This is a genomic window from Variovorax sp. LjRoot130 (genome assembly GCF_964253755.1).
Lineage (GTDB): Bacteria > Pseudomonadota > Gammaproteobacteria > Burkholderiales > Burkholderiaceae_C > Variovorax.
Window position 1 is genome coordinate 1,336,724 of record NZ_CAXURM020000001.1, and the last position, 20,777, is coordinate 1,357,500.

At 67.2% G+C, this 20,777-nt stretch carries 22 protein-coding genes and 1 tRNA gene (1 of these 23 cut by a window edge); 17 read left to right on the forward strand and 6 right to left on the reverse strand.

What is annotated here, in order from left to right; genetic code table 11:
* Window positions 1-3 precede the first annotated feature (3 nt).
* From ACSQ86_RS06700 to ACSQ86_RS06710, 3 genes are all read left to right on the forward strand, one after another.
* On the forward strand, window positions 4-945 hold the full coding sequence (locus ACSQ86_RS06700; protein WP_436303075.1) for an ABC transporter ATP-binding protein: 942 nt from the start codon (window positions 4-6) through the stop codon (window positions 943-945).
* Between the two features lie 14 nt (window positions 946-959).
* Window positions 960-1,931 (forward strand): ABC transporter ATP-binding protein, encoded by a 972-nt coding sequence (locus ACSQ86_RS06705; RefSeq protein ID WP_436303076.1) that lies wholly within the window; start codon window positions 960-962, stop codon window positions 1,929-1,931.
* A 61-nt stretch (window positions 1,932-1,992) separates the two neighbouring features.
* Window positions 1,993-3,564, forward strand: coding sequence for a gamma-glutamyltransferase family protein (locus ACSQ86_RS06710; protein ID WP_436306266.1), 1,572 nt, complete (start codon window positions 1,993-1,995; stop codon window positions 3,562-3,564).
* An 11-nt stretch (window positions 3,565-3,575) separates the two neighbouring features.
* On the opposite strand, the gene ACSQ86_RS06715 is transcribed toward ACSQ86_RS06710, so the two are convergent.
* Window positions 3,576-4,640, reverse strand: a complete 1,065-nt coding sequence (locus ACSQ86_RS06715; protein WP_093108920.1) for a CDP-6-deoxy-delta-3,4-glucoseen reductase — start codon at window positions 4,638-4,640, stop codon at window positions 3,576-3,578.
* A gap of 39 nt (window positions 4,641-4,679) precedes the next feature.
* On the opposite strand from ACSQ86_RS06715, the gene ACSQ86_RS06720 reads away from it, so the two are divergent.
* The 6 genes from ACSQ86_RS06720 to ACSQ86_RS06745 all read left to right on the forward strand — a co-directional run bounded on the left by ACSQ86_RS06720 (window position 4,680) and on the right by ACSQ86_RS06745 (window position 9,193).
* Window positions 4,680-5,603 carry an SDR family oxidoreductase gene (locus ACSQ86_RS06720; protein WP_436293836.1) on the forward strand — a complete coding sequence of 308 codons (924 nt, stop codon included), beginning with the start codon at window positions 4,680-4,682 and terminating at the stop codon, window positions 5,601-5,603.
* 19 nt (window positions 5,604-5,622) lie between these two features.
* Complete coding sequence (locus tag ACSQ86_RS06725; protein WP_093108918.1) at window positions 5,623-6,876, forward strand: cation:proton antiporter; 1,254 nt, start codon at window positions 5,623-5,625, stop codon at window positions 6,874-6,876.
* Window positions 6,877-6,950: 74 nt separating this feature from the next.
* Window positions 6,951-7,835 (forward strand): S1C family serine protease, encoded by an 885-nt coding sequence (locus tag ACSQ86_RS06730; protein ID WP_436303077.1) that lies wholly within the window; start codon window positions 6,951-6,953, stop codon window positions 7,833-7,835.
* 26 nt (window positions 7,836-7,861) lie between these two features.
* Window positions 7,862-8,215 (forward strand): response regulator transcription factor, encoded by a 354-nt coding sequence (locus ACSQ86_RS06735; RefSeq protein ID WP_436308636.1) that lies wholly within the window; start codon window positions 7,862-7,864, stop codon window positions 8,213-8,215.
* Window positions 8,216-8,234: 19 nt separating this feature from the next.
* The gene (locus tag ACSQ86_RS06740) at window positions 8,235-8,705 is read left to right on the forward strand and encodes a group II truncated hemoglobin (RefSeq protein ID WP_436303078.1); all 471 of its coding nucleotides are present in this window, start codon (window positions 8,235-8,237) and stop codon (window positions 8,703-8,705) included.
* Window positions 8,706-8,827: 122 nt separating this feature from the next.
* Window positions 8,828-9,193 carry a hypothetical protein gene (locus tag ACSQ86_RS06745; RefSeq protein WP_436293833.1) on the forward strand — a complete coding sequence of 122 codons (366 nt, stop codon included), beginning with the start codon at window positions 8,828-8,830 and terminating at the stop codon, window positions 9,191-9,193.
* 173 nt (window positions 9,194-9,366) lie between these two features.
* On the opposite strand, the gene ACSQ86_RS06750 is transcribed toward ACSQ86_RS06745, so the two are convergent.
* Entirely contained in the window at window positions 9,367-9,702 is a 336-nt protein-coding gene (locus ACSQ86_RS06750; RefSeq protein WP_436303079.1) for a hypothetical protein, read from the reverse strand.
* Between the two features lie 12 nt (window positions 9,703-9,714).
* Window positions 9,715-9,799, reverse strand: a tRNA-Leu gene (locus ACSQ86_RS06755).
* A 41-nt stretch (window positions 9,800-9,840) separates the two neighbouring features.
* Here ACSQ86_RS06755 and cysM point away from each other — a divergent pair.
* The 4 genes from cysM to ACSQ86_RS06775 are packed head-to-tail and all read left to right on the forward strand — an operon-like array spanning window position 9,841 to window position 12,688.
* Window positions 9,841-10,743 (forward strand): cysteine synthase CysM, encoded by a 903-nt coding sequence (gene cysM / locus ACSQ86_RS06760; protein ID WP_093108914.1) that lies wholly within the window; start codon window positions 9,841-9,843, stop codon window positions 10,741-10,743.
* A 7-nt stretch (window positions 10,744-10,750) separates the two neighbouring features.
* Window positions 10,751-11,293, forward strand: a complete 543-nt coding sequence (locus ACSQ86_RS06765; RefSeq protein WP_436308637.1) for an NUDIX domain-containing protein — start codon at window positions 10,751-10,753, stop codon at window positions 11,291-11,293.
* A 41-nt stretch (window positions 11,294-11,334) separates the two neighbouring features.
* Window positions 11,335-11,562, forward strand: a complete 228-nt coding sequence (locus tag ACSQ86_RS06770; protein WP_093108912.1) for a sulfurtransferase TusA family protein — start codon at window positions 11,335-11,337, stop codon at window positions 11,560-11,562.
* Between the two features lie 10 nt (window positions 11,563-11,572).
* Complete coding sequence (locus tag ACSQ86_RS06775; protein WP_436303081.1) at window positions 11,573-12,688, forward strand: SGNH/GDSL hydrolase family protein; 1,116 nt, start codon at window positions 11,573-11,575, stop codon at window positions 12,686-12,688.
* Here the strand turns inward: ACSQ86_RS06775 and galU are convergent.
* From galU to ACSQ86_RS06790, 3 genes are all read right to left on the reverse strand, one after another.
* A complete protein-coding gene (gene galU / locus ACSQ86_RS06780; RefSeq protein ID WP_093108910.1) occupies window positions 12,669-13,559 on the reverse strand; it encodes a UTP--glucose-1-phosphate uridylyltransferase GalU in 891 nt (296 codons plus the stop codon). The genes ACSQ86_RS06775 and galU overlap by 20 nt on opposite strands.
* A 93-nt stretch (window positions 13,560-13,652) precedes the next feature.
* Window positions 13,653-16,523, reverse strand: a complete 2,871-nt coding sequence (locus ACSQ86_RS06785; RefSeq protein WP_436308638.1) for a valine--tRNA ligase — start codon at window positions 16,521-16,523, stop codon at window positions 13,653-13,655.
* A gap of 90 nt (window positions 16,524-16,613) precedes the next feature.
* A complete protein-coding gene (locus ACSQ86_RS06790; protein WP_436308639.1) occupies window positions 16,614-17,591 on the reverse strand; it encodes an MBL fold metallo-hydrolase in 978 nt (325 codons plus the stop codon).
* Between the two features lie 86 nt (window positions 17,592-17,677).
* On the opposite strand from ACSQ86_RS06790, the gene yaaA reads away from it, so the two are divergent.
* The 4 genes in view from yaaA to queF are tightly spaced (at most 43 nt apart) and all read left to right on the forward strand, a layout consistent with a single transcriptional unit that may run on beyond the window.
* Window positions 17,678-18,463, forward strand: a complete 786-nt coding sequence (gene yaaA, locus ACSQ86_RS06795; RefSeq protein WP_436303084.1) for a peroxide stress protein YaaA — start codon at window positions 17,678-17,680, stop codon at window positions 18,461-18,463.
* Entirely contained in the window at window positions 18,460-19,305 is an 846-nt protein-coding gene (locus ACSQ86_RS06800) for a 2OG-Fe(II) oxygenase (protein WP_093108906.1), read from the forward strand. The genes yaaA and ACSQ86_RS06800 overlap by 4 nt, the downstream gene beginning before the upstream one ends.
* A 43-nt stretch (window positions 19,306-19,348) precedes the next feature.
* Window positions 19,349-20,242: an alpha/beta fold hydrolase gene (locus ACSQ86_RS06805; RefSeq protein WP_436308640.1), complete on the forward strand. Its 894-nt coding sequence runs from the start codon at window positions 19,349-19,351 to the stop codon at window positions 20,240-20,242.
* Window positions 20,239-20,777: the 5' portion of an NADPH-dependent 7-cyano-7-deazaguanine reductase QueF gene (gene queF / locus ACSQ86_RS06810; protein ID WP_436303085.1), read on the forward strand. 319 nt of this gene lie beyond the right edge of the window; only the first 539 of its 858 coding nucleotides appear in the window; it begins with the start codon at window positions 20,239-20,241; the stop codon falls past the right edge of the window. Before ACSQ86_RS06805 ends, queF begins: the two co-directional genes overlap by 4 nt.

The window sequence follows — 20,777 nt, forward strand, 5'->3', positions numbered from 1 at the left end:
CCCATGACCGCGAACCTGCTCTCGGTCGAGCACTTCACGCTGCGTCGCCGCGGCGTGGCGGTGCTCGACGACGTGACGATCCAACTGCCGGCCGGCCAGACGCTGGCGCTGATCGGCGAATCCGGCGCCGGCAAGTCGACGCTGGCCTTTGCTGCACTGGGACTGCTGCGGCCGCCCGAGGTCGGCCTCGAAGGCCGCCTGATGGTGGGCGACATCGATGTGGCGAGCGTGCCCGAGGGCGAACTGCGCGCGCTGCGCGGCAGGCGCATCGGCCTGATCTTTCAGGACGCGTCGGCTGCGCTCAACCCCTGCTTCACCGTGCTGGCCCATCTCTCGGAGCCGCTGCGCCGGCACCGCCGCCTCTCGCGCGCTGCTTGCCGAGCGCGCGCCATCGAGTTGCTGGAGAGCGTGGGCATCGCCGATCCGCAGGCGCGGCTCGCGGCTTTCCCGCACGAGCTCTCGGGAGGAATGCAGCAGCGCGTGATGATCGCCATTGCGCTGGCCTGCGAGCCCGAACTGCTGATTGCCGACGAGCCCACCAGCGCGCTGGACGTGACCATCCAGGCCCAGATCATGGTGCTCATCCTCGAGCGCGTGCGCGCGCTCGGCGCCTCGGCGATCTTCGTGCTGCACGACCTGGCGCTCGCCGCCCAGGTGGCCGATCGCGTGGCCGTCATGTATGCCGGACAGATCGTGGAAGAGGGGCCGGCTGCCGAGGTGCTGAATCACCCGCAGCATCCCTACACGCGCGGCCTACGCGCCAGCGCCATCGAGTTCGGCGCCGAGCGGCTGGAGCCGATCCCGGGCGTGGTTCCTCCGCTGTCGGCCATGCCGGGCGGATGCCGCTTCGCACCGCGCTGCAAGCTCGCCACGACCGAGTGCGGTGTTGGGCGACCTCCGCGCGTCGAGCGCGGCGCGTCCTCCATCGCATGCTGGCACGCCTGAGGGAACACAGACGCATGCAACAAGCTTCCAAGACCCAGGACTTGCCACTTTTCTCGCTGCTCGATGTCGAGAAGTCCTTTCCCATCGACGGCGGCCGCCGGCAGCTCAAGGCGCTCGACGGCATCCGCCTGATCCTGCGTCCCGGCGAATCGGTAGCCCTGGTGGGCGAGAGTGGTTCGGGAAAATCGACCCTCGTTCGCGTCATGCTCGGCTTGGAGGCAGCCACCAACGGCCGCGTGCTGGCCGGTGCGACGGAGCTGTCGGCCCTCGACGCGTCGCAGCGGCGGCGCTTTGCGCGCGACGTGGCCTACATCTATCAGGACGCGCGCGGTTCGCTGAACCCGCGTGCGACCGTGGCGGCGCTGCTGGCCGAGCCTGTGCGCCTGCACCGCTTGCGCGACGAGCGCGAGATCCCGGGGCGCGTCGACGAACTGCTCGACCAGGTCGGCCTGCCGCACGCGACACGCCATCGCTATCCCTCGGAGCTTTCCGGAGGCCAGGTGCGGCGCGTGGCAGTGGCTCGCGCACTGGCCGGCGAGCCGAGGGTGATCGTTGCGGACGAATCGGTGGCGGGCCTCGATGTCTCGGTCCAGGCGCAGTTGCTCAATCTGCTGCGGGATCTGCAGCGCGAGAACGGGCTTGCCCTGCTCTTCGTCACGCATGACCTCGGCGTGGCCTCCTATCTCTGCGAAAAGGTGGCGGTGATGTATCTCGGCCGCATCGTCGAAATGGGACCGACGCGCGAGATCCTGCAGTCGCCCCGGCACCCCTACACGCAAGCGCTGATGCAGGCCTTTCCGCGCTTCGGCGCCCCGCTGGCCGCCAGCTTGCAGGGCGAGATTCCGAGCGCTGCCGATCTGCCTTCGGGCTGCCGCTTCCGCACGCGCTGCCTGCATGTTCGCGACGACTGTTCGCGCATCGATCCGGCGCAGACGCTGCTGGACGGCCGGCGCCACGTGGCCTGCCTGCATCCGCTCGCCGCATGAACGAGGGCAAAGGAGAAAGAAGTTGACGCACATCCCGAATCCGGCGCGCGGCATGCGCGGCATGGTGACTGCACCCAACGCGCTGGCCGCTCAAAGCGCGGTGGCCGTGCTGCGCGAAGGCGGCAATGCGGTCGAGGCGATGATCGCCGCGGCAGCCACGATCGCGGTGGTCTATCCGCACATGAACAGCATCGGCGGCGACGGCTTCTGGCTAATCGCCCGTCCTGGCGAGGTGCCGCTCGGGCTGGAGGCCTGCGGTGCGGCGGCCGGCGCGGCAACGCCGGAGGCTTACCGAGTGCAGGGATTCGCGAGCATTCCGTTTCGAGGCGGCATGGCGGCCAATACGGTGGCTGGTACCGTTTCCGGCTGGGAGGCGGCGCATGCGTGGTCGCGCGAGGTCCTGGGAGGCCGCATGCCGCTCGCGCGGCTGCTGGCCGACGCCATCTTCCACGCGCGCGACGGCATCCCCGTCACGCGCAGCCAGTCTCTCTGCACCGAGAGCCGGCAGGACGAACTGCGCGGCATCCCCGGTTTTGCCGAAACCTTTCTGCCCGGCGGCGCAGCGCCACTTGCGGGTACGCGCTTCGTGCAACCGCGGCTTGCCGCCGCGCTGGAGCAGCTCGCGCGTGCCGGCCTGTCGGATTTCTATCGCGGCGACCTCGCGCGAATCATGGCGCGCGACCTGGCCGCCATAGGAAGCCCGGTGGCACTGGGCGACCTGGAGCGTCACCACGCTGTCTGGAAGACGCCGCTGACCATGGCGCATTCGTCCGGCACCCTCTACAACATGCCGCCGCCCACGCAGGGGCTCGTGTCGCTGCTGATCCTGGGACAGCTCGATCGCATCTTCGACGCGGGGCGCATGGATCCGCTCTGCGCCTCCTATGTGCACGCCTGCGTGGAAGCGACCAAGCAGGCCTTTGCCATCCGCGACAAGCGCATCACCGATCCTGCCTGGATGCGGGACGATCCGCGGCAATGGCTTCGGCCGGATGCGCTCGACGCCATGGCAGCGCGAATCTCCCTCGACCATGTCGCTTCGTGGGACGGCGGACAGGGCCCGGGCGATACGGTCTGGATGGGGGTGGTCGATCGTGCGGGCGTGGCGGTGAGCTTCATCCAGAGCATCTACCATGAGTTCGGCAGTGGCGTGGTGCTCTCGGAATCGGGCGTGAACTGGCAGAACCGCGGCTGCAGCTTCTCGCTGGAGCCGCAGGCGCTCAACCCGCTGATGCCGGGGCGCAAGCCCTTCCATACGCTCAACCCGGCGCTGGCGAAGCTCGATGACGGCCGCACCATCGTTTACGGCAACATGGGCGGCGATGGCCAGCCGCAGTCGCAAAGTGCGGTCTTCAGCCGCATCGTGCACTTCGGCATGAACCCGCAGCAGGCCATCGACGCGCCGCGCTGGCTCCTGGGCCGCACGTGGGGACAGGCCAGCGATTCGCTCAAGCTGGAATCGCGCTTTCCGCCGGCCACGGTGGAGGGCCTGCGCGCTCTGGGGCACGAGGTGGACATCGTGCCGGCCTATGACGAAATCATGGGACATGCGGGCGCTGTCGTACTGCATGCCGACGGCAGCTACGAAGGCGGCACCGATCCGCGCAGCGACGGTGCCGCGTCAGGCTGGTAGAGCCGGCGCACTCAAGGCACCGCCTTGTCCGCCTCCGTCGTGAACGCATCCGCAAAGAACTCGTCCTCGGGCAAGCCGCGCTCGGCCACATAGTCCCGCTTGGCCGAGTCGACCACGATCGGCGCTCCGCAGGCGTACACCTGGTACCCCGAAAGATCGGCGAAATCCTCCATCACCGCCCGGTGCACAAAACCGGTCCGCCCGCGCCAGTTGTCTTCCGGCACCGCATTCGAGATCACCGGCACGTAACGCAGGTTCGGCATCTGCTCCAGATGCGAGCGCACCCAGTCGTCCATGTAAAGGTCTTCCGGCCGCCGCCCGCCCCAGTACAGCGTCGCGGGCCGGTCGATGGCCTTGAACTTCATGTGCTCGAGCAGTGCCTTGATCGGGGCGAAGCCGGTCCCCGAGGCGAGCAGCACCATCGGCTTGTCCGAGTCTTCGCGCAGGAAGAAGCTGCCGTACGGCCCCTCGATGCGAAGAATTTCTTTTTCCTTCATCGCACCGAACACATGGTCGGTGAACTTGCCGCCCGGCAGATGCCGGATATGCAGCTCGATGCCGGTGCCCGGCTCGCCCAGGGTGTGCGGCGCATTGGCCATCGAGTAGCTGCGCCGCGTGCCGTCGCGCAGGATGAATTCGATGTACTGCCCGGCGTGGAACTGCAGGGGCTCGCCGGCCGGCAGTTGCAGGCGCAGCATCACCACGTCGTGCGATTTCTTCGAAAGCGCGAGCACGCGCGCCGGCATCTTGCGGATCGGGAAGGCATTGGCATCGGTGACCTGGCGCGATTCGAGCACCACGTCGCTCTGCGCATGCGCGCAGCAGGTCAGCACGAAGCCGGCCAGCTCTTCCTCGGCGCTGAGCGCCTTGCTCTGGTGCGGGCCCACGCTGACCTTGCCCGAGAGCTTCCTGCACTTGCACGAGCCGCAGGCGCCGTCCTTGCAGCCGTAGGGCAGCCCGATGCCCTGGCGAATGCCGGCCGCAAGGATGGTTTCATCGGCATGCGCGGTGAAATGACGCCCACTCGGCTCCACCGTGATGTGAAAACCCGCCTCGTTCGGCGCTGCACTGGTCATGGGTATTCTTCGACTCTGATTCAAAAAAGGAACTGGATTTTGCCCTCAATCAACAGCCCTCTTGGCGCCGCGCCCTCGCGCTTCCGGCGCGAGCGTGTGCTCGTGATCGGATGCGGCGATGTCGGGCTCAGGGCGGCACGCGCGTTGCGCGGCCGCGTGCAGCTGATCGCGCTGACCTCTTCGCCCGGGCGCGTGGCGCTGTTGCGCGAGGCCGGCATCAGACCAATCGTGGCCGATCTCGATGCACCCGCAACGCTGCGCCGGCTCTCGGGCCTGGCCACGCGCGTGCTGCATCTCGCGCCGCCGGCGCGCGTGGAGGGGGCGCAATGGTGGCGCGACGCGCGCACCACCGCGCTCGTGCAAGCGTTGCGGCTGCGCTCGCTGCCGGCCGCACTGGTCTACGGCTCGACCAGCGGCGTCTACGGCGACTGCGGCGGCGCACGCATCGGCGAGACGCAAACCGTGAAGCCCGACACGCCGCGCGCGCATCGCCGCGTCGATGCCGAGCGCAGCGTGCGCTGGCTCGGCCGCGCGGGTGTCGCCGTGCGCATCCTGCGCATACCCGGCATCTATGCGCCCGATCGCGAAGGCGGCACGCCGCGCGAGCGGCTGCAAAAAGGCACGCCGGTGCTGCGTGCCGAGGACGACGTCTACACCAATCACATCCATGCCGACGACCTGGCGCGTGCCTGCGTGGCGGCACTGTGGCGCGGCGGGCCGCAGCGTGTGTTCCACGTGAGCGACGACAGCGAGATCAAGATGGGCGACTACATCGACCTGGCCGCCGACCTGTACGGCATGCCGCGCCCGCCGCGCATCGCGCGCGACGAGGCCCAGGCGCAATTGCCGTCGTCGCTGCTCAGTTTCATGGGCGAGTCTCGGCGGATGGACAATACGCGGCTGAAGCGCGAGTTGCGCGTGCGGCTTCGTCATCCGACCGTGGCCACGGGGCTCGCCTCCTGACCCGTTTCCGAGGGATTCCATGCCGACCACCCAGCTCTCCGTCTACTTCTTCCTGCAGGTCGCCGTCATCATCACAGTCTGCCAGCTCGTGGGCCGCCTGGCGCAGAAGATCGGCCAGCCGCAGGTGGTGGGCGAGATGATCGCGGGCGTGATGCTCGGCCCCTCGCTGTTCGGGCTCTTCTTCCCCGAGGCGCAGCGCGCGCTGTTTCCCAAGGAAACACTGAGCATGCTCTACGTGGGCGGCCAGCTGGGCGTGGGCATGTACATGTTCCTGGTCGGTACCGAGTTCCGCGCCGATCACTTCAAGAGCCGCTTCAGGAGCGCCGCCTCGGTGTCGGCGGCCGGCATCCTCGTGCCCTTCGTGCTGGCTTTTGCGCTGGTGCCGTGGCTGCACGACATCCCCGGGTTGTTCTCGGCGCGTGCCAAGCCGCTCGAGGCCTCGCTGTTCCTCGGCGCCGCGATCGCGATCACGGCCTTTCCGATGCTGGCGCGCATCATCCACGAGCGCGGCCTGGCCGGCACCTCGCTGGGTACGCTCGCACTTACCGCCGGCGCGGTCGACGATGCGGCGGCCTGGTGCATCCTGGCCGTGGTGCTGGCGAGCTTCGGCGGTTCCTGGGGCGGCGCCTATGCGGCGATCGGCGGCGGCGTGGCCTATGCGCTCTTCATGGTGTTCATCGGCTCGCGCCTGCTCAAGCGCCTGGCTGCGCATGTGCGGCCCGATGCGCCGCTGAGTTCGTCGCTGCTGGCCATCGTGCTGGTGCTCTTCTGCCTGAGCGCGTTCGCGATGGACGCCATCGGCATCCACGCGGTTTTCGGCGGCTTCCTGCTGGGCGCGGTGCTGCCGCGCGGCGCGCTCACCGAAAAGCTGCGCGCGCAATTGCAGCCCTTCGTCGTGATCTTCCTGTTGCCGATGTTCTTCACCTACTCGGGGCTCAACACGCGGCTGGCGGTGCTGTTCGAGCCCGGCATCATGCTCGGCGCGATCGCGATCCTCGCCGCATCGTTCTGCGGCAAGGGCATCGCCTGCTGGGCCGCGGCGCGCATGTCGGGCGAAAGCCAGCGCGATGCGCTCGCGATCGGTTCGCTGATGAACGCGCGCGGGCTGATGGAACTCATCATCATCAACATCGGGCTGCATGCCGGCGTGATCCTGCCGGGGCTGTTCTCGATCCTGGTGCTGATGGCGATCATCACCACGCTGATGGCGACACCGCTGTTCAATTGGGTGACGCGGGAGCGGCGCGCCTCGGCTGTCGAAGCAACGATCTAGCCGCTGCCTGCCCAACCGGGCAGTAGGCGCGCGCTGCAGGGATTTCGACAATGCAAGCGTCTTTGGAGATCTTCATGTCGAACACTGTTTCCTTGCCGCCCCTCGAACAACTGTCTGCGGCGATGGCCGACATGGTCGCCGACGCAGCGCGCAGCGTGGTCGCCGTGCACACGCGGCGCACGCGCGCCAGCGGTTTCGTCTGGCGACCCGGGTGCATCGTCTCCTCGGAAGAAGCGCTGCCCGAAGACGAGGAGGTTGAGATCACGCTGCCCGGCGGCACGACCGTCGCCGCCAAGGTGGCCGGCCGCGACCCCACCACCGACATCGCGCTGCTTCGCTTCGAAGGTGCGGAAGCTCCGCAGTTGACGCTCGACAATTCAACGACGCGCGCCGGCGAGTTCGTGCTCGCAGTCGGTTCGCGTGAAGGCGTGCCGCTTTGCGCGAGCGGCATCGTCTCGCTGGCCGGCCCGGGCTGGCGCAGCCTGCGTGGCGGCGAGATCGACGCCAGGACCGAGCTCGACCTGCGCTTGCGGCCCAGCGCCGAAGGCGGCGTGGTGCTCAATGCGAAGGGCGGCGTCATCGGCATGGCGGTGTTCGGCCCGCGGCGGCGCGTGCTGGTCATTCCAGCGCCGACCATCGAGCGCGTGGCTGCGCAGCTCGCGGCCCATGGCCGCATGCCGCGCGGCTATCTTGGCCTGAGCCTGCAGCCGGTGAAGGTGAGTCACGCCAGCGTCGGCGCGATGGTCATGGGCGTGGCGGAGCAGGGGCCCGGTGCGGCGGCCGGCATCCATCAGGGCGACATCATCGTGGCCGTGAACGGCGAGCCTATCCGCAGCGTGCAACTGCTGCTGCGCGCACTCGGTCCAGCGAGCGTAGGCTCGGTCCTCACGCTGTCGCTCCAGCGCGCGGGCGAGCCGGTCGAAGTCCAACTCACCGTGGGCGAAAGGCCAGCCGATTGAACGAAAGCCGCGCGATGAAACCGATCGTGGTCGCGATCGAGATCGACGACGCCGAGTTGGCGCAACGGCTCGCTGCCGCCCTGGCAGCCGCGCCGGACCTGCGCCTGGCCGAGCGCGGAGAGGCCGCCGATGTCGTACTGGTCCATCCTTCCGAGGCGGTGGAGCACGGCGAGGCAGTGGATTCGGTGTTGACCCCGCGCGAACTCGAGGTGCTGGCCCTGGTGGCTGAAGGCGCCTCCAACAAGGCCATCGCGCGGCGTCTGGGCATCTCGGTGCACACGGCAAAATTCCATGTCGGTTCGCTGATCGACAAGCTCGATGCCACGGGCCGCACCGACGCCGTCACGCAGGCGGCCCGGCTCGGCGTCATTCATCTTTGAATTTTTTCGGGACACGGACATGCCGGATCAAAGAATTCCAAGCCTCTACGAATGGCTCGGCGGCATCGATGCCCTGAACCGCCTGACGACGCGCTTCTACGAGCAGGTGCGTGGCGACGAACTGCTCGGACCTGTGTTCGCGCACATGGGGGCGGACCATCCTTCGCATGTCGCGGCCTTCCTGGCGGAGGTGCTCGGCGGGCCGGCCTCGTATTCCGAACGGCACGGAGGCCATCCGCACATGATCCGGCAGCACTTGGGCCGCCATCTCACGCAGGCCCAGCGGCGCCGCTGGGTGAGCCTGCTGTTGGAAACGGCCGACGAACTGGGCATGCCCGACGACCCCGAATTCCGATCCGCGCTGGTCGGCTACCTGGAATGGGGCTCGCGCCTGGCCGTCATCAATTCGCAACCGGGCGCCACGGTCGATGCGCATGCGCCGATGCCGAAATGGGGCTGGGGCGAAGTCAAAGGCCCGTACACGGGCTGAGCGCCGCAATCCCTGCTGTGACGTTTGGCAACGATCTTCACCGTCGGGACAGTCCACTTCCGCTGCGGTTGGCGCGTTGGATGGCGGACATGGGCGGTATTCGCCCTTCCTCAGGAGTCCTTGTGAACCTCAACCGTTCTGTCTTCTTCAAGTACGCCGCGGCCGGTGCCGTGGCAGCCGCGGCGCTCTTCGCCGCAGCTTCGGCCAATGCGGGTGTGAGCTGGTCCGTGGGTGTCAATGCACCAGGCCTGGCCATCGGCGTGGCCGAACCTGGTCCGGTTTACTACGAACCCGCCCCCGTCTATTCGCGCCCCGCACCGGTCTACTACCAGCCCGCGCCGCCTGTGTATTACCGTCCGCCCCCGCCTGCGTACTACCGTCCCGCACCCGTGTATTACGGGCCGCCCGCGCCGGTGTACTACGGCCCCGGCTACCGCCACGGGTACCGTCATCACCACCGTCGGGATTGGGACGATCGGGACGATTGAAGTCGGAAGAGGCAAGCGCCGATTCACCGCAGCATGCAGAACGGCCGGCCTTCGACGCCGGCCCAGACGCATGCGCGGATGCACGCAATCACGATGCGAGGATCCTGCACGGAAGGGATTCTTGTCATGACGATGAGCATGGCTTTCTCTTTATGCATTCCCGATGCGATGGCTCACGTCGCCCAATGCGAATAGTGAAGCACCACGTAACCGAGCGAATGCCAGAAGTGGGCTTCGGCCTGGCTGTTGGTGAAGATCCTCGAGCCATTCAGCCCGAGGCATTCGTAGCCCCAACCCACTCCTGCCGAATCCAGAATGATCTTGTCCATGGCGCGCCTCCAATGCTTGAAGGTATAGGCGTTCACGGCCCTGGAAGCCAGCAGCCCGCGGCTGACCGCCTCGTCGGCCCCGGTGCGGATGTCTTGTCCGGATTCATCCGGTCTGTGGGCGTCGGCTGCGGCTGACACGCGTGCGCGAATGTCTCTGCCGGGTCCACGAATGAGATGCATGGCGAGAAGCCATGGTGCCCGGGGCCGGAATCGAACCGGCACACCTTTCGGTGGGGGATTTTGAGTCCCCTGCGTCTACCAATTTCACCACCCGGGCACGGAAGGAAGGCAGCTCAAAATTATGGCACAGTGCCTTCCATGCAATATCCGACGATTGAAGACGCGATCGGCAAGACGCCGCTGGTCGCGCTGCAGCGCATCGACGCGGCCGCCAACGCGAAGCGCGGCAACGTGATCCTGGCCAAGCTCGAAGGCAACAACCCGGCCGGCTCGGTCAAGGACCGGCCGGCGCTTTCGATGATCAAGCGGGCCGAGGAGCGCGGCGAGATCAAGCCCGGCGACACGCTGATCGAGGCGACCTCGGGCAACACCGGCATCGCGCTCGCGATGGCGGCGGCCATCAAGGGCTACCGCATGGTGCTGATCATGCCGGAGGACCTGTCGGTCGAACGCGCGCAGACCATGAAGGCCTTCGGCGCCGAACTCGTGCTGACGCCGAAGAGCGGCGGCATGGAATACGCGCGCGACCTGGCTGAGCAGATGGTGGCGCAGGGCAAGGGCCGCGTGCTCGACCAGTTCGCCAACCCCGACAACCCGCGCATCCACTACGAGACCACAGGCCCCGAGGTCTGGGCCGACACGGGCGGACGCATCACGCACTTCGTGAGCGCGATGGGGACTACCGGCACCATCACCGGCGTCTCGCACTTCCTGAAGGAGAAGAACCGCGAAGTACGCATCATCGGCGCGCAGCCCGAGGAAGGCTCGCGCATCCCGGGCATCCGCAAGTGGCCGGAGGAGTACCTGCCCAAGATCTACGAGCCCAGTCGCGTCGACCAGCTGGTCCACGTGAGCCAGGACAATGCCGAGGAGATGTGCCGCCGGCTCGCGCGCGAGGAGGGCATCTTCGCGGGCATTTCGTCCGCCGGGGCGCTGTGGGTGGCGCTGGAGATCGCCAGGACGGTCGAGAACGCGACCATCGTCTTCGTGGTCTGCGACCGCGGCGACCGCTACCTCTCCACCGGCGTGTTTCCCGCCTGAACGCGCCATGTCCGAGCACAAGTTCTGCCCGGCCTGCGCCACGCCGCTGGCGCACATCGAACTGGCCGAGGACGGCGGGCCGAAGTCGCGCCTGCGCTGCCCGTCCTGCGGCTGGACCCACTGGAACAACCCGACGCCGGTGCTGGCCGCGATCATCGAGTACCGCGGCCAGGTGCTGCTGGCGCGCAATGCCGCGTGGCCGCACAAGATGTATGCGCTGATCACAGGCTTCATGGAGGCCGGCGAGACGCCGCAGGAGGGCATCGCGCGCGAGATCAAGGAAGAGACGAACCTCGACGCCAGCGCGCTGAACCTGGTCGGCGTGTACGACTTCCAGCGCATGAATCAGGTGATCATTGCCTACCACGCGGTGGCCGATGGCGAGGTGCGCCTGTCGCCGGAACTGGTCGATTACCGGCTCTACGAACTCGGCGCCCTCAAGTGCTGGCCGGCCGGCACCGGCTACGCGCTGGCCGACTGGCTGCGCACGCGCGGACACGAACCCCAGTTCATGGACTGGCCGCGGCCGGCAACCCTCGTGGCCGAATGAGCTGCCTAGAATCGACGCAGCTTCAAGGACAGGACAAGGCGATGGACATCCACAAAGAAATCGACACCCGCGGACTCAACTGTCCGCTGCCCATCCTGAAGGCCAAGAAATCGCTCAACGAGATGCAGAGCGGCCAGTTGCTGAAGGTGGTGTCCACGGATCCGGGCTCGGTGCGCGATTTCCAGGCTTTTGCGCGCCAGACCGGCAACGACCTGGTCGAGCAGCAGACCGTCGGCACCGATTTCATCCACGTGCTGCGCCGCCGCTGACGGTGCCGCCGTGAAGCGCAGCGCCCGCATTGCCGTCCTGGCGCTTGCGCTGCTCGTCGCGGCCGCGCTGCTCACGTTGACCCTCTGGAGCGACGGCATGCCGCCCGATCCCCCGCATCGTCCCCTGTCTTCCGAGGCGATCCCGATCGCGGTGCTGGGCGATTCGAACAGCCACTCCTACCAGGACAATGCCTGGTTTGCCGCTGATACGACCGAGCGCGGCGGCGCATGGCGTTCGCGCACCTTCCAGTGGACCGAGGTGCTCGCGCGCCTGCGCGGGCAGCAGCTGGACCTCGGGCCGTGGGTTCTCTGGGGCCGGCCCGGCGTCGTGGCCCAGGCGCGCGAGTGGCTGGGCCTGCGCGGCGGCCGGGCGCCGAAGAAGGAGGACTATTTCTACAACTTCGCGAACTCCGGGGCGGCCTGCAAGAACCTCATGGGCGGCCGGTTTCGCCAGGCGCCACGCCTCGTCGCACTGATGGACGAGGAGCCCGAGCGCTGGATGCGCGGCGTGGTGGTGATCCGCATCGGCCTCAACAACTGGGGCGGCCTGCTGGATCTCCAGGCGCGCGACCCTTCCGCGCCCGAACTGCGTGCCGCCACGGCCTATTGCGCCGGCGAGATCGGCGCGGCGGTCGCGTTGATCCATGCTTCGCACCCTTCGACGCGCATCCTGCTGGTGGGCATCGGCAACGAAGCGGACGATCCCGCCAACTTCGATCGATGGCAGTCGGCAGCCGAAACCACGAACATCGGGACTGCGCTCGACGGCTTCAATGCCGCCATCCGCCGGCTGGCCGACAGCGACCCGCGCCTGGCTTATTTCGACGATCTCGCGTGGTTCCAGGCCCACTGGGGATCACGCAGCGCCGATGGCAAGCCGGACTACAAGACGGTGGCGATCGGTTCGACGCTGCACGTGACGAACACGATTGGCGATGATCCCCGCAACGCCCTGCTGGCAGATCGCCATTCGGGGCTGGTGTGGAACGCCTTGTGGGCGCAAGCCCTCGTGGCGCGCCTGCAGGACGTTTTCGGTCTGCCGCTGACGCCGATAGCCGACGAGGAGCTGGCCAGCTTCCTCGAGCCGCTGGTGCTGACGAATCCGCCTAGAGCTCCAGGCTCTTGAGGTAGGCGCGGAATTCGCCACCGACTTCCGGGTGCGCGAGCGCGAGCTCGACGGTGGCCTGCAGGAAGCCTTCCTTGCTGCCGCAGTCGTAGCGCACACCCTGGTAGGCATAGGCGTAGACCGATTCCTTCTTCATGAGCGCGGCGATGCCGTCGGTCAGTTGGATCTCGCCGCCGGCGCCCTTGGGCTGGTTGCGGATCTCCTCGAACACGCCCGGCGTCAGGATGTAGCGGCCCGCCACGCCGAGGCGCGAGGGCGCGTCCTCCGGCTGCGGTTTCTCGACCATGCGGTTGACCTTGACCAAGCCTTCCTCGACCGTGTCGCCGGCCACGATACCGTAGCGCTTGACGTGTTCGAGCGGCACTTCCTGCACCGCCAGCAACGAGCCGCCGAGCCTGCCGAAGGCGCGCGTCATCTGCGCCAGCACGGGCTCGCCGTTCTCGGGGCCGACCATCAGGTCATCGGCCAGCAGCACTGCGAAGGGTTCGTCGCCGACCAGGTGTTCGGCGCACAGCACGGCGTGCCCCAGACCCAGCATGCGGGGCTGGCGCACATAGGAGCAGGTCATGTCGTCCGGCATCACCGAACGTGCAATCTTGAGCAGCGCGAGCTTGTTGCTGGCCTCGAGTTGGCTTTCGAGCTCGTAGGCGGTGTCGTAGTGATCCTCGATCGCGCGCTTGTTGCGCCCGGTGACGAAGATCATGTCGCGAATGCCGGCGGCGTAGGCTTCTTCCACCGCGTACTGGATCAGCGGCTTGTCCACCACCGGCAGCATTTCCTTGGGCTGCGCCTTGGTGGCTGGCAGAAAACGGGTGCCGAAGCCTGCAACGGGAAACACGGCCTTGCGAATGCGCGCTGGTGAGGTGGACATGGGCTTTGCGTCTGATCGGGGAAGATGGATCGGAGGAGGGCGGCGCCTCGGCGCCGAACCCGAATACTAAAGCTCTCCGATGTCGAGCGTCTGTCAGCCGAGGCGCACAAGCTGGTCGCGCAGCCGTTCGAGCGTGGCGCTGAAGTCCGCGAGCCGCTTGCGCTCCTGCTCGATCACCGCGGGCGGCGCCTTGGCGACGAAGGCTTCGTTGCTGAGCTTCGTGTTGACCTTGGCGATCTCGCCTTCGATGCGCGCGATCTCCTTGCCGATGCGCGCCTTCTCCGCGGCCTTGTCGATTTCCATGTGCAGGCAGATGCGTACGCCGCCGACCACCGCCACCGGCGCCGCTTCGGCGGCCGCTGCCCAGTCGGCCGCGTCGTCGAAGACCTTCACTTCCTTGAGCTTGGCCAGCGCCTGCAGCACCGGTGCGGCATCGCGCAGGAAGGCGCTGCTTGTCGCATCGTCGGCCACGGCGTAGAGCGGCAGCCGGGTGGCGGGCGACACGTTCATCTCGCCGCGCAGCGTGCGGCATGCATCGACCAGCGACTTGAGCCGCGCGACGTGGGCCTCGGCCGCTTCGTCGATCTTCTCGGGCTGGCTCTTCGGATAGGCCGCGATCATGACCGATTCGCCTTCGCGGCCGGCCACTGGGGCCACCTTCTGCCAGAGCTCCTCGGTGATGAAGGGAATGACCGGGTGCGCCAGGCGCAGCAGCGTTTCGAGCGTGCGGATCAGCGTGCGGCGCGTGGCGCGCTTCTGCGCATCGTCGCCCTGCTGGATCTGCACCTTGGCGATCTCGAGGTACCAGTCGCAGAACTCGTCCCATGCGAACTGGTAGATCGCGTTGGCGACGTTGTCGAGCCGATAGTCTTCGAAGCCCTTGGCCACCTCGGCCTCGACACGCTGCAGCTGCGAGCTGATCCAGCGGTCGGCCTGGCTGAATCGGAGGTAGCCGTGGGCCGGGCCGCCGACGTCGCATTCTTCCTTGGTGTGCTCGCGCAGGCCGCAGTCCTGGCCTTCGCAATTCATCAGCACGAAGCGCGTCGCGTTCCAGAGCTTGTTGCAGAAGTTGCGGTAGCCCTCGCAGCGCTTGGGGTCGAAATTGATGTTGCGGCCCAACGAGGCGAGCGACGCGAAGGTGAAGCGCAGCGCATCGGCGCCGAAGGCCGGGATGCCGTCCGGGAATTCCTTTTGCGTGTTCTTGCGCACAGCGGGTGCGGTCTCGGGCCGGCGCAGGCCCTGTGTGCGCTTGTCCAGCAGTTCGGGCAGCGCGATGCCGTCGATCAGGTCGACCGGGTCGAGCACGTTGCCCTCGGACTTGCTCATCTTGTGGCCGTGCGAGTCGCGCACCAGGCCGTGGATGTAGACGTGCTTGAAAGGCACCCGGCCGGTGAAGTGCTTGGTCATCATGATCATCCGGGCGACCCAGAAGAAGATGATGTCGTAGCCCGTGACCAGCACGGTCGAAGGCAGGTAGAGGTCGTAGTCCTGCGTTTTTTCGGGCCAGCCGAGCGAGGAGAAGGGCACCAGGGCCGACGAATACCAGGTGTCGAGCACGTCTTCGTCGCGCACGAGCTTCTTGCCCGGCGCCTTGGCTTGCGCCTCGGCCTCGTCGTGGGCCACGTAGACCCGGCCCTCTTCGTCGTACCAGGCCGGGATCTGGTGTCCCCACCAGAGCTGGCGCGAGATGGTCCAGTCCTGGATATTCTCCATCCAGTGGTTGTAGGTGTTGACCCAGTTCTCGGGCACGAAGCTCACTTCGCCCGAGCGCACCGCGTCGATGGCTTTCTGCGCGATCGACTGACCGCCGGCGTCGGGCTTGGTCATCGCGACAAACCACTGGTCGGTCAGCATCGGCTCGACCACGGCACCCGTGCGTGCACAGCGCGGCACCATGAGCTTGTGCTTCTTGGTTTCGATCAGGAGGCCGAGCGCCTCGAGGTCGGCCACCACCGCCTTGCGCGCCACGAAGCGATCGAGCCCGCAGTACTTTTCGGGCGCGTTGTCGTTGATCGTGGCGTCCAGCGTCAGCACGCCGATGGTCGGCAGGCCGTGGCGCTGGCCTACGGCGTAGTCGTTGTGGTCGTGCGCGGGGGTGACCTTGACCACGCCGGTGCCGAATTCCTTGTCGACGTAGTCGTCGGCGATCACCGGGATCAGGCGGTCCACCAGCGGCAGCTTGACGCGCCGGCCGATCAGTTGCTTGTAGCGTTCGTCCTCGGGATGGACCATCACGGCGACGTCGCCGAGCATGGTCTCGGGCCGCGTGGTCGCCACGGTGAGTGAGCCCGAGCCGTCTTCGAGCGGATAGGCGATGTGCCAGAGGAAGCCGTCTTCCTCTTCGCTCTCGACCTCGAGGTCGCTCACCGCGGTCTTGAGCACAGGGTCCCAGTTCACCAGCCGCTTGCCGCGATAGATCAGGCCTTCTTCATAGAGCTGCACGAAGGTTTGCGTGACGACCTTCGAGAGCTTCTCGTCCATCGTGAAGTATTCGCGGCTCCAATCGACCGTGTCGCCCATGCGGCGCATCTGGTTGGTGATGGTGTTGCCCGACTGCTCTTTCCACTCCCACACGCGGGCGACGAAGTTCTTGCGGCCCAGGTCGTGGCGACTGGTCTTCTGTTCCTGCAGCTGGCGCTCGACCACGATCTGGGTCGCGATGCCCGCGTGGTCGGTGCCTGGCACCCACAGCGTGTTGTCGCCCTTCATGCGGTGGTAGCGCGCGAGGCTGTCCATGATCGTCTGGTTGAACGCATGGCCCATGTGCAGCGTGCCGGTCACGTTCGGCGGCGGCAGCTGGATCGCAAAGGAGGGCGCGTCGTCCTTTGGTTGCCCGGTGCCGCGAAAGCCCGCGACCGCGTAGCCGCGCCGCTCCCACTCGGGACCCCAGTGCGCCTCGAGGGCGGCAGGTTCGAAGGATTTGGAAAGGCTCTCGAGGCCGGGTTGGGACAAGGTGTCGCTCATGGCGGTGCAAAGACGAGCGGCATCCCGCAGGATGCCGCTGGTGGGGGTGGATGAGCGAAGGATTTTATTCGACTGCGGCGCGCGCCGTGTTCAACGCGTGGGCACGTAGTTCACCGGCAGCCAGACGTAGCCGCTGCCCTGCGAGCGCAGCCGGCCGACGCCGGGGAAGGAGATGTGCGCGCCTCCCACCAGGTACCCCTGCATGGCAGCTTCTGCATAGGCCCTTCTGCGCTGCACGGCCGCCGGCCGGGAGTCGGTGTCGAACTGGATGGTGATGGATGGATTCTCGAACTGGACGGCGGCCACGTGCATCAGGTCGCCCCAGAACACCATCTTCTGGCCCTTGCTTTCGGCGACGAAGATGCTGTGGCCCGGCGTGTGTCCACGTGCCGCCTTGGCCTTGATGCCGGGCACCAGATCGGTGTCGCCGTCGAAGGGCTTGAACTTGCCGGCTGCGATGTAGGGATTGAGCGAAGCCACCGCGCCCTGGAAGAAGCCCTTCGAGTCGGCCGGCGCCTTGTCCATGTTCGCCTGGCTGAGCCAGAAATCGGCGTCGCGCTGGTCGGCTCGCACCGTGGCATTGGGAAAGGCTGGCTTGTCGCCTGCTGCCAGGCCGCCCACGTGGTCCGGATGCAGGTGGGTGATGTAGATCTCGTCCACCTGCTCGGGCTGGTAGCCCGCCGCCTTGAGGTTGGCCGCGAGGCGGCCCAGCGTCGGACCGAACAGGCCGCCGGCGCCGGTGTCGATCAGCACCAGCTTCTCGCCGGTGTTGATCAGATAGCCGTTCACCGAGGTTTCGAGCGGGCTCTGGAGATAAGACCTGGCCAGCGTCTTCTTCACCTGCTCGGGCGTGGTGCGCGTCAGCAGCTGGTCCACCGGCAACGCCACCGTTCCGTCGGACAGGGCCGTGACCTCGAAGTCGCCGACCATCAGCCGATAGAAGGCCGGCGCGGTTTCCTTGGCAAGGGGTGCCGCCGCATGCGTCGCGGTGGGTATCCACAGTGCGGTGGCCGCGCAGGCGGCGACAAGAACGAAAGCGCTGGTTCGCAGAAGGGAGGCAGCCTTCATCGCAGATCTCCTGGGAGTGGGGTTGGAAGCAGGGCGGACTCTACCGCTTCGAGAGCAGTCCGTCCGGGCCCGAAGATAATTCGGAGATGCTGTTTTTGATCTCGCCTGCCAAGTCGCTCGACTACGACACCCCGGTACCCGATGCGCTGCCCGCCACTCAGCCTCGTTTCGAAGGGCCGCGCGGCCCGGCCGCCGAGCTGATCAAGCTCCTGCGGCAGAAGTCGCCGCAGCAGATCGCCGAACTCATGCACCTGTCGGACAAGCTGTCTGCGCTCAACGTGGCTCGCTATGCGGCCTGGGCTTCCAAGGGGACGGAGAAGAACGCGAAGCAGGCCGCGCTGGCTTTCGACGGCGATGTCTATGGCGGGCTCGACGCCAAGACCCTCAGCACAGAGCAGCTCGCCTGGGCGCAGGATCATGTGTGCATCCTGAGCGGCCTCTACGGCGTGCTCCGGCCTCTGGATCGGCTGCAGCCCTACCGGCTCGAGATGGGCACGCAACTGGCCAATGGCCATGGCAAGGACCTCTATGCCTTCTGGAACTCGCGCATCGCCGGCTACTTGAACGAGCGCCTCCAGGCGGACCGCACGCCGGTCGTGATCAACCTGGCTTCGCAGGAGTACTTCAGGTCGGTCGACCAGAAGGTGCTGAGGGCTCGGGTGATCGAGTGCGTGTTCGAGGAGTGGAAGAACGGCAAGTACAAGGTCATCAGCTTCTTCGCCAAGCGCGCCCGCGGCCTGATGGCGCGCTGGGCCGTGCTGCACAGGGCGGCCACGCCCAAGGTGCTGGAGAAGTTCGATTTCGAGGGCTATGCCTTCGACGCCGGGGTATCGCTGCCCGAGCGCTTCGTATTCAGGAGGAAAGCGGCATGAGTCTTGGGCAGGCGATCAGTCCCGAGCTGCGCGAGTGGGTCGTCGCGCAGCTCGCCGCGGGGCATTCGGTACCCAGCCTGCGGGCTTCGATGCGCGATGCCGGCTGGCATAGCGAGGTGGCGGACGCCGCGCTGGCCGAGGTCGAGGCGCAGGCTGCAGGCGCGGCGGCCGTCGCGCCGCCGCGCACCGCGATGCCGGGGCCGGACCTGTCGACCTCGCCGCTGTATATCGACACCGGCGATCGCCGTGTCCAGGTGCTCCAGACCATGCTCCATCCGCGCGTGGTGGTGTTCGGTGACCTGGTCTCCGACGAGGAATGCGAGGGCCTCATCGCGGCCGCGCGGCTGCGGCTCGCGCGTTCCCTCACCGTCGAGACCCAGACCGGCGGCGAGGCGCTCAACGTCGATCGCACCAGCGACGGCATGTTCTTCGAGCGCGGCGAGAACGTTTTCGTCGCTCGGCTCGAGCAGCGCATCGCGAAGTTGCTCAACTGGCCGCTCGAGTTCGGCGAGGGCTTGCAGATCCTGCGCTACAGCCCCGGCGCGCAATACCGGCCGCACTACGACTACTTCGATCCCGCGGAGCCCGGCACGCCGACCATCCTGCGGCGTGGTGGCCAGCGCGTCGCGACGCTCGTGATGTACCTGCAGGAGCCTGAACTGGGCGGCGCCACCACCTTTCCGGACGTCGGGCTCGAAGTCGCGCCCAAGCGCGGCACCGGCGTCTTCTTCAGCTACGAGCGCCCCGATCCTGCGACGCGTACGCTGCATGGCGGGGCCCCGGTGCTCGCGGGCGAGAAGTGGGTCGCGACCAAATGGTTGCGAGAGCGCGAATTCATCTAGCTCACCAGAGCCCGCGGCGCTCCTGCGGGTTGTCGACGACGTTATGAAACTGACAGCCAACGGCATCCAGATCGAGGTCGAAGACAGCGGCGGCGCTGGACGCCCGGTGATTCTTCTGATCATGGGCTTGGGCATGCAGCTCATCGCCTGGCCGGACGCCTTCGTGCAGGCGCTGGCCGATGCCGGCTTCCGGGTCGTGCGCTACGACAACCGAGACATCGGCCTGAGCCAGACCTTCGATGAGGTCGGCACCGGCAACCTGGTCTGGCAGAGCGTGCGGCAGCGCATCGGCCTGCCGGTGCACTCTGCCTACACCTTGCAGGACATGGCGAACGATGGGCTGGGCGTGCTCGATGCGCTGGGCATCCGCCGCGCCCACGTGGTGGGGGCGTCGATGGGCGGGATGATTGCCCAGCGGCTGGCCGCCTCCGCGCCGCAGCGCATGACCAGCCTGGTCAGCATCATGAGTTCGAGCGGCGCACGAAATCTGCCGGGTCCGCGGCCCGATGTGGCGGCTGCACTCATGCGGCGTCCGGCCAGCCGAACCGAGGCCGCACTGGTGGCGCACAGCCTGGGTTTTGTTCGCCTGATCGCCAGCCCTGCCTATCCGCAGGAAGAGCGGGTGCTGACCGATCGAATCACCCGCGGGCTGAGACGGGCGTACCGGCCGGCGGGCATCGTGCGGCAGATGCTGGCAATCGGTGCTGACAGCGGCCGCGAAGCCCTGCTGGCGCGCATTGCCAGCCCCACACTCGTCCTGCATGGCGATGCCGATCCACTGGTGCCCATCGCCTGCGGCCAGGATACTGCGCGGCGCATCCCGGGCGCGCACTTCGTGTCCGTGCCCGGCATGGGACATGACTTGCCGCCGCAGGTGGTCGACATCCTTCTGCAGCACATCGTCCCCTTCTTGCAGACAGCCGAGAAACGCGCATGAGCCTCGACAACACTCCCGAACAATCCCAACTGGGCCGCGCCTCGGCCTACGTCGATCGCTACGACGCCGGCCTGCTGTTTCCGATTTCGCGTGCAACGCAGCGCGAAGCCATGGGCATTGCGGCCAACGCGCTTCCCTTTTTTGGCGCCGATCTCTGGACAGCTTTCGAGCTGAGCTGGCTCAACCTTCGCGGCAAGCCGCAACTGGCTATTGCGCATTTCACGGTGCCCTGCGAGACGCCCAACATCATCGAGAGCAAATCCTTCAAGCTCTACCTCAACAGCTTCAACAGCACGGTGTTCGCCGATGCGGAAGCGGTGCGCGAACGCCTGCGCGTGGACTTGAGCGAAGCGCTGTGGCGCGGCAGCGACCGTGCTGCAGGCGTCGGCGTGAAACTGGTGGCCCCAGACTTGTTCGACCGAGAGCAGGTACATGAACTCGACGGCCTCGATCTCGATCGGCTCGACATCGAGTGCACGCACTACCAGCCGGCGCCTGAACTGCTCGCGAGCGACGCGACGCAGGTCCCCGTGAC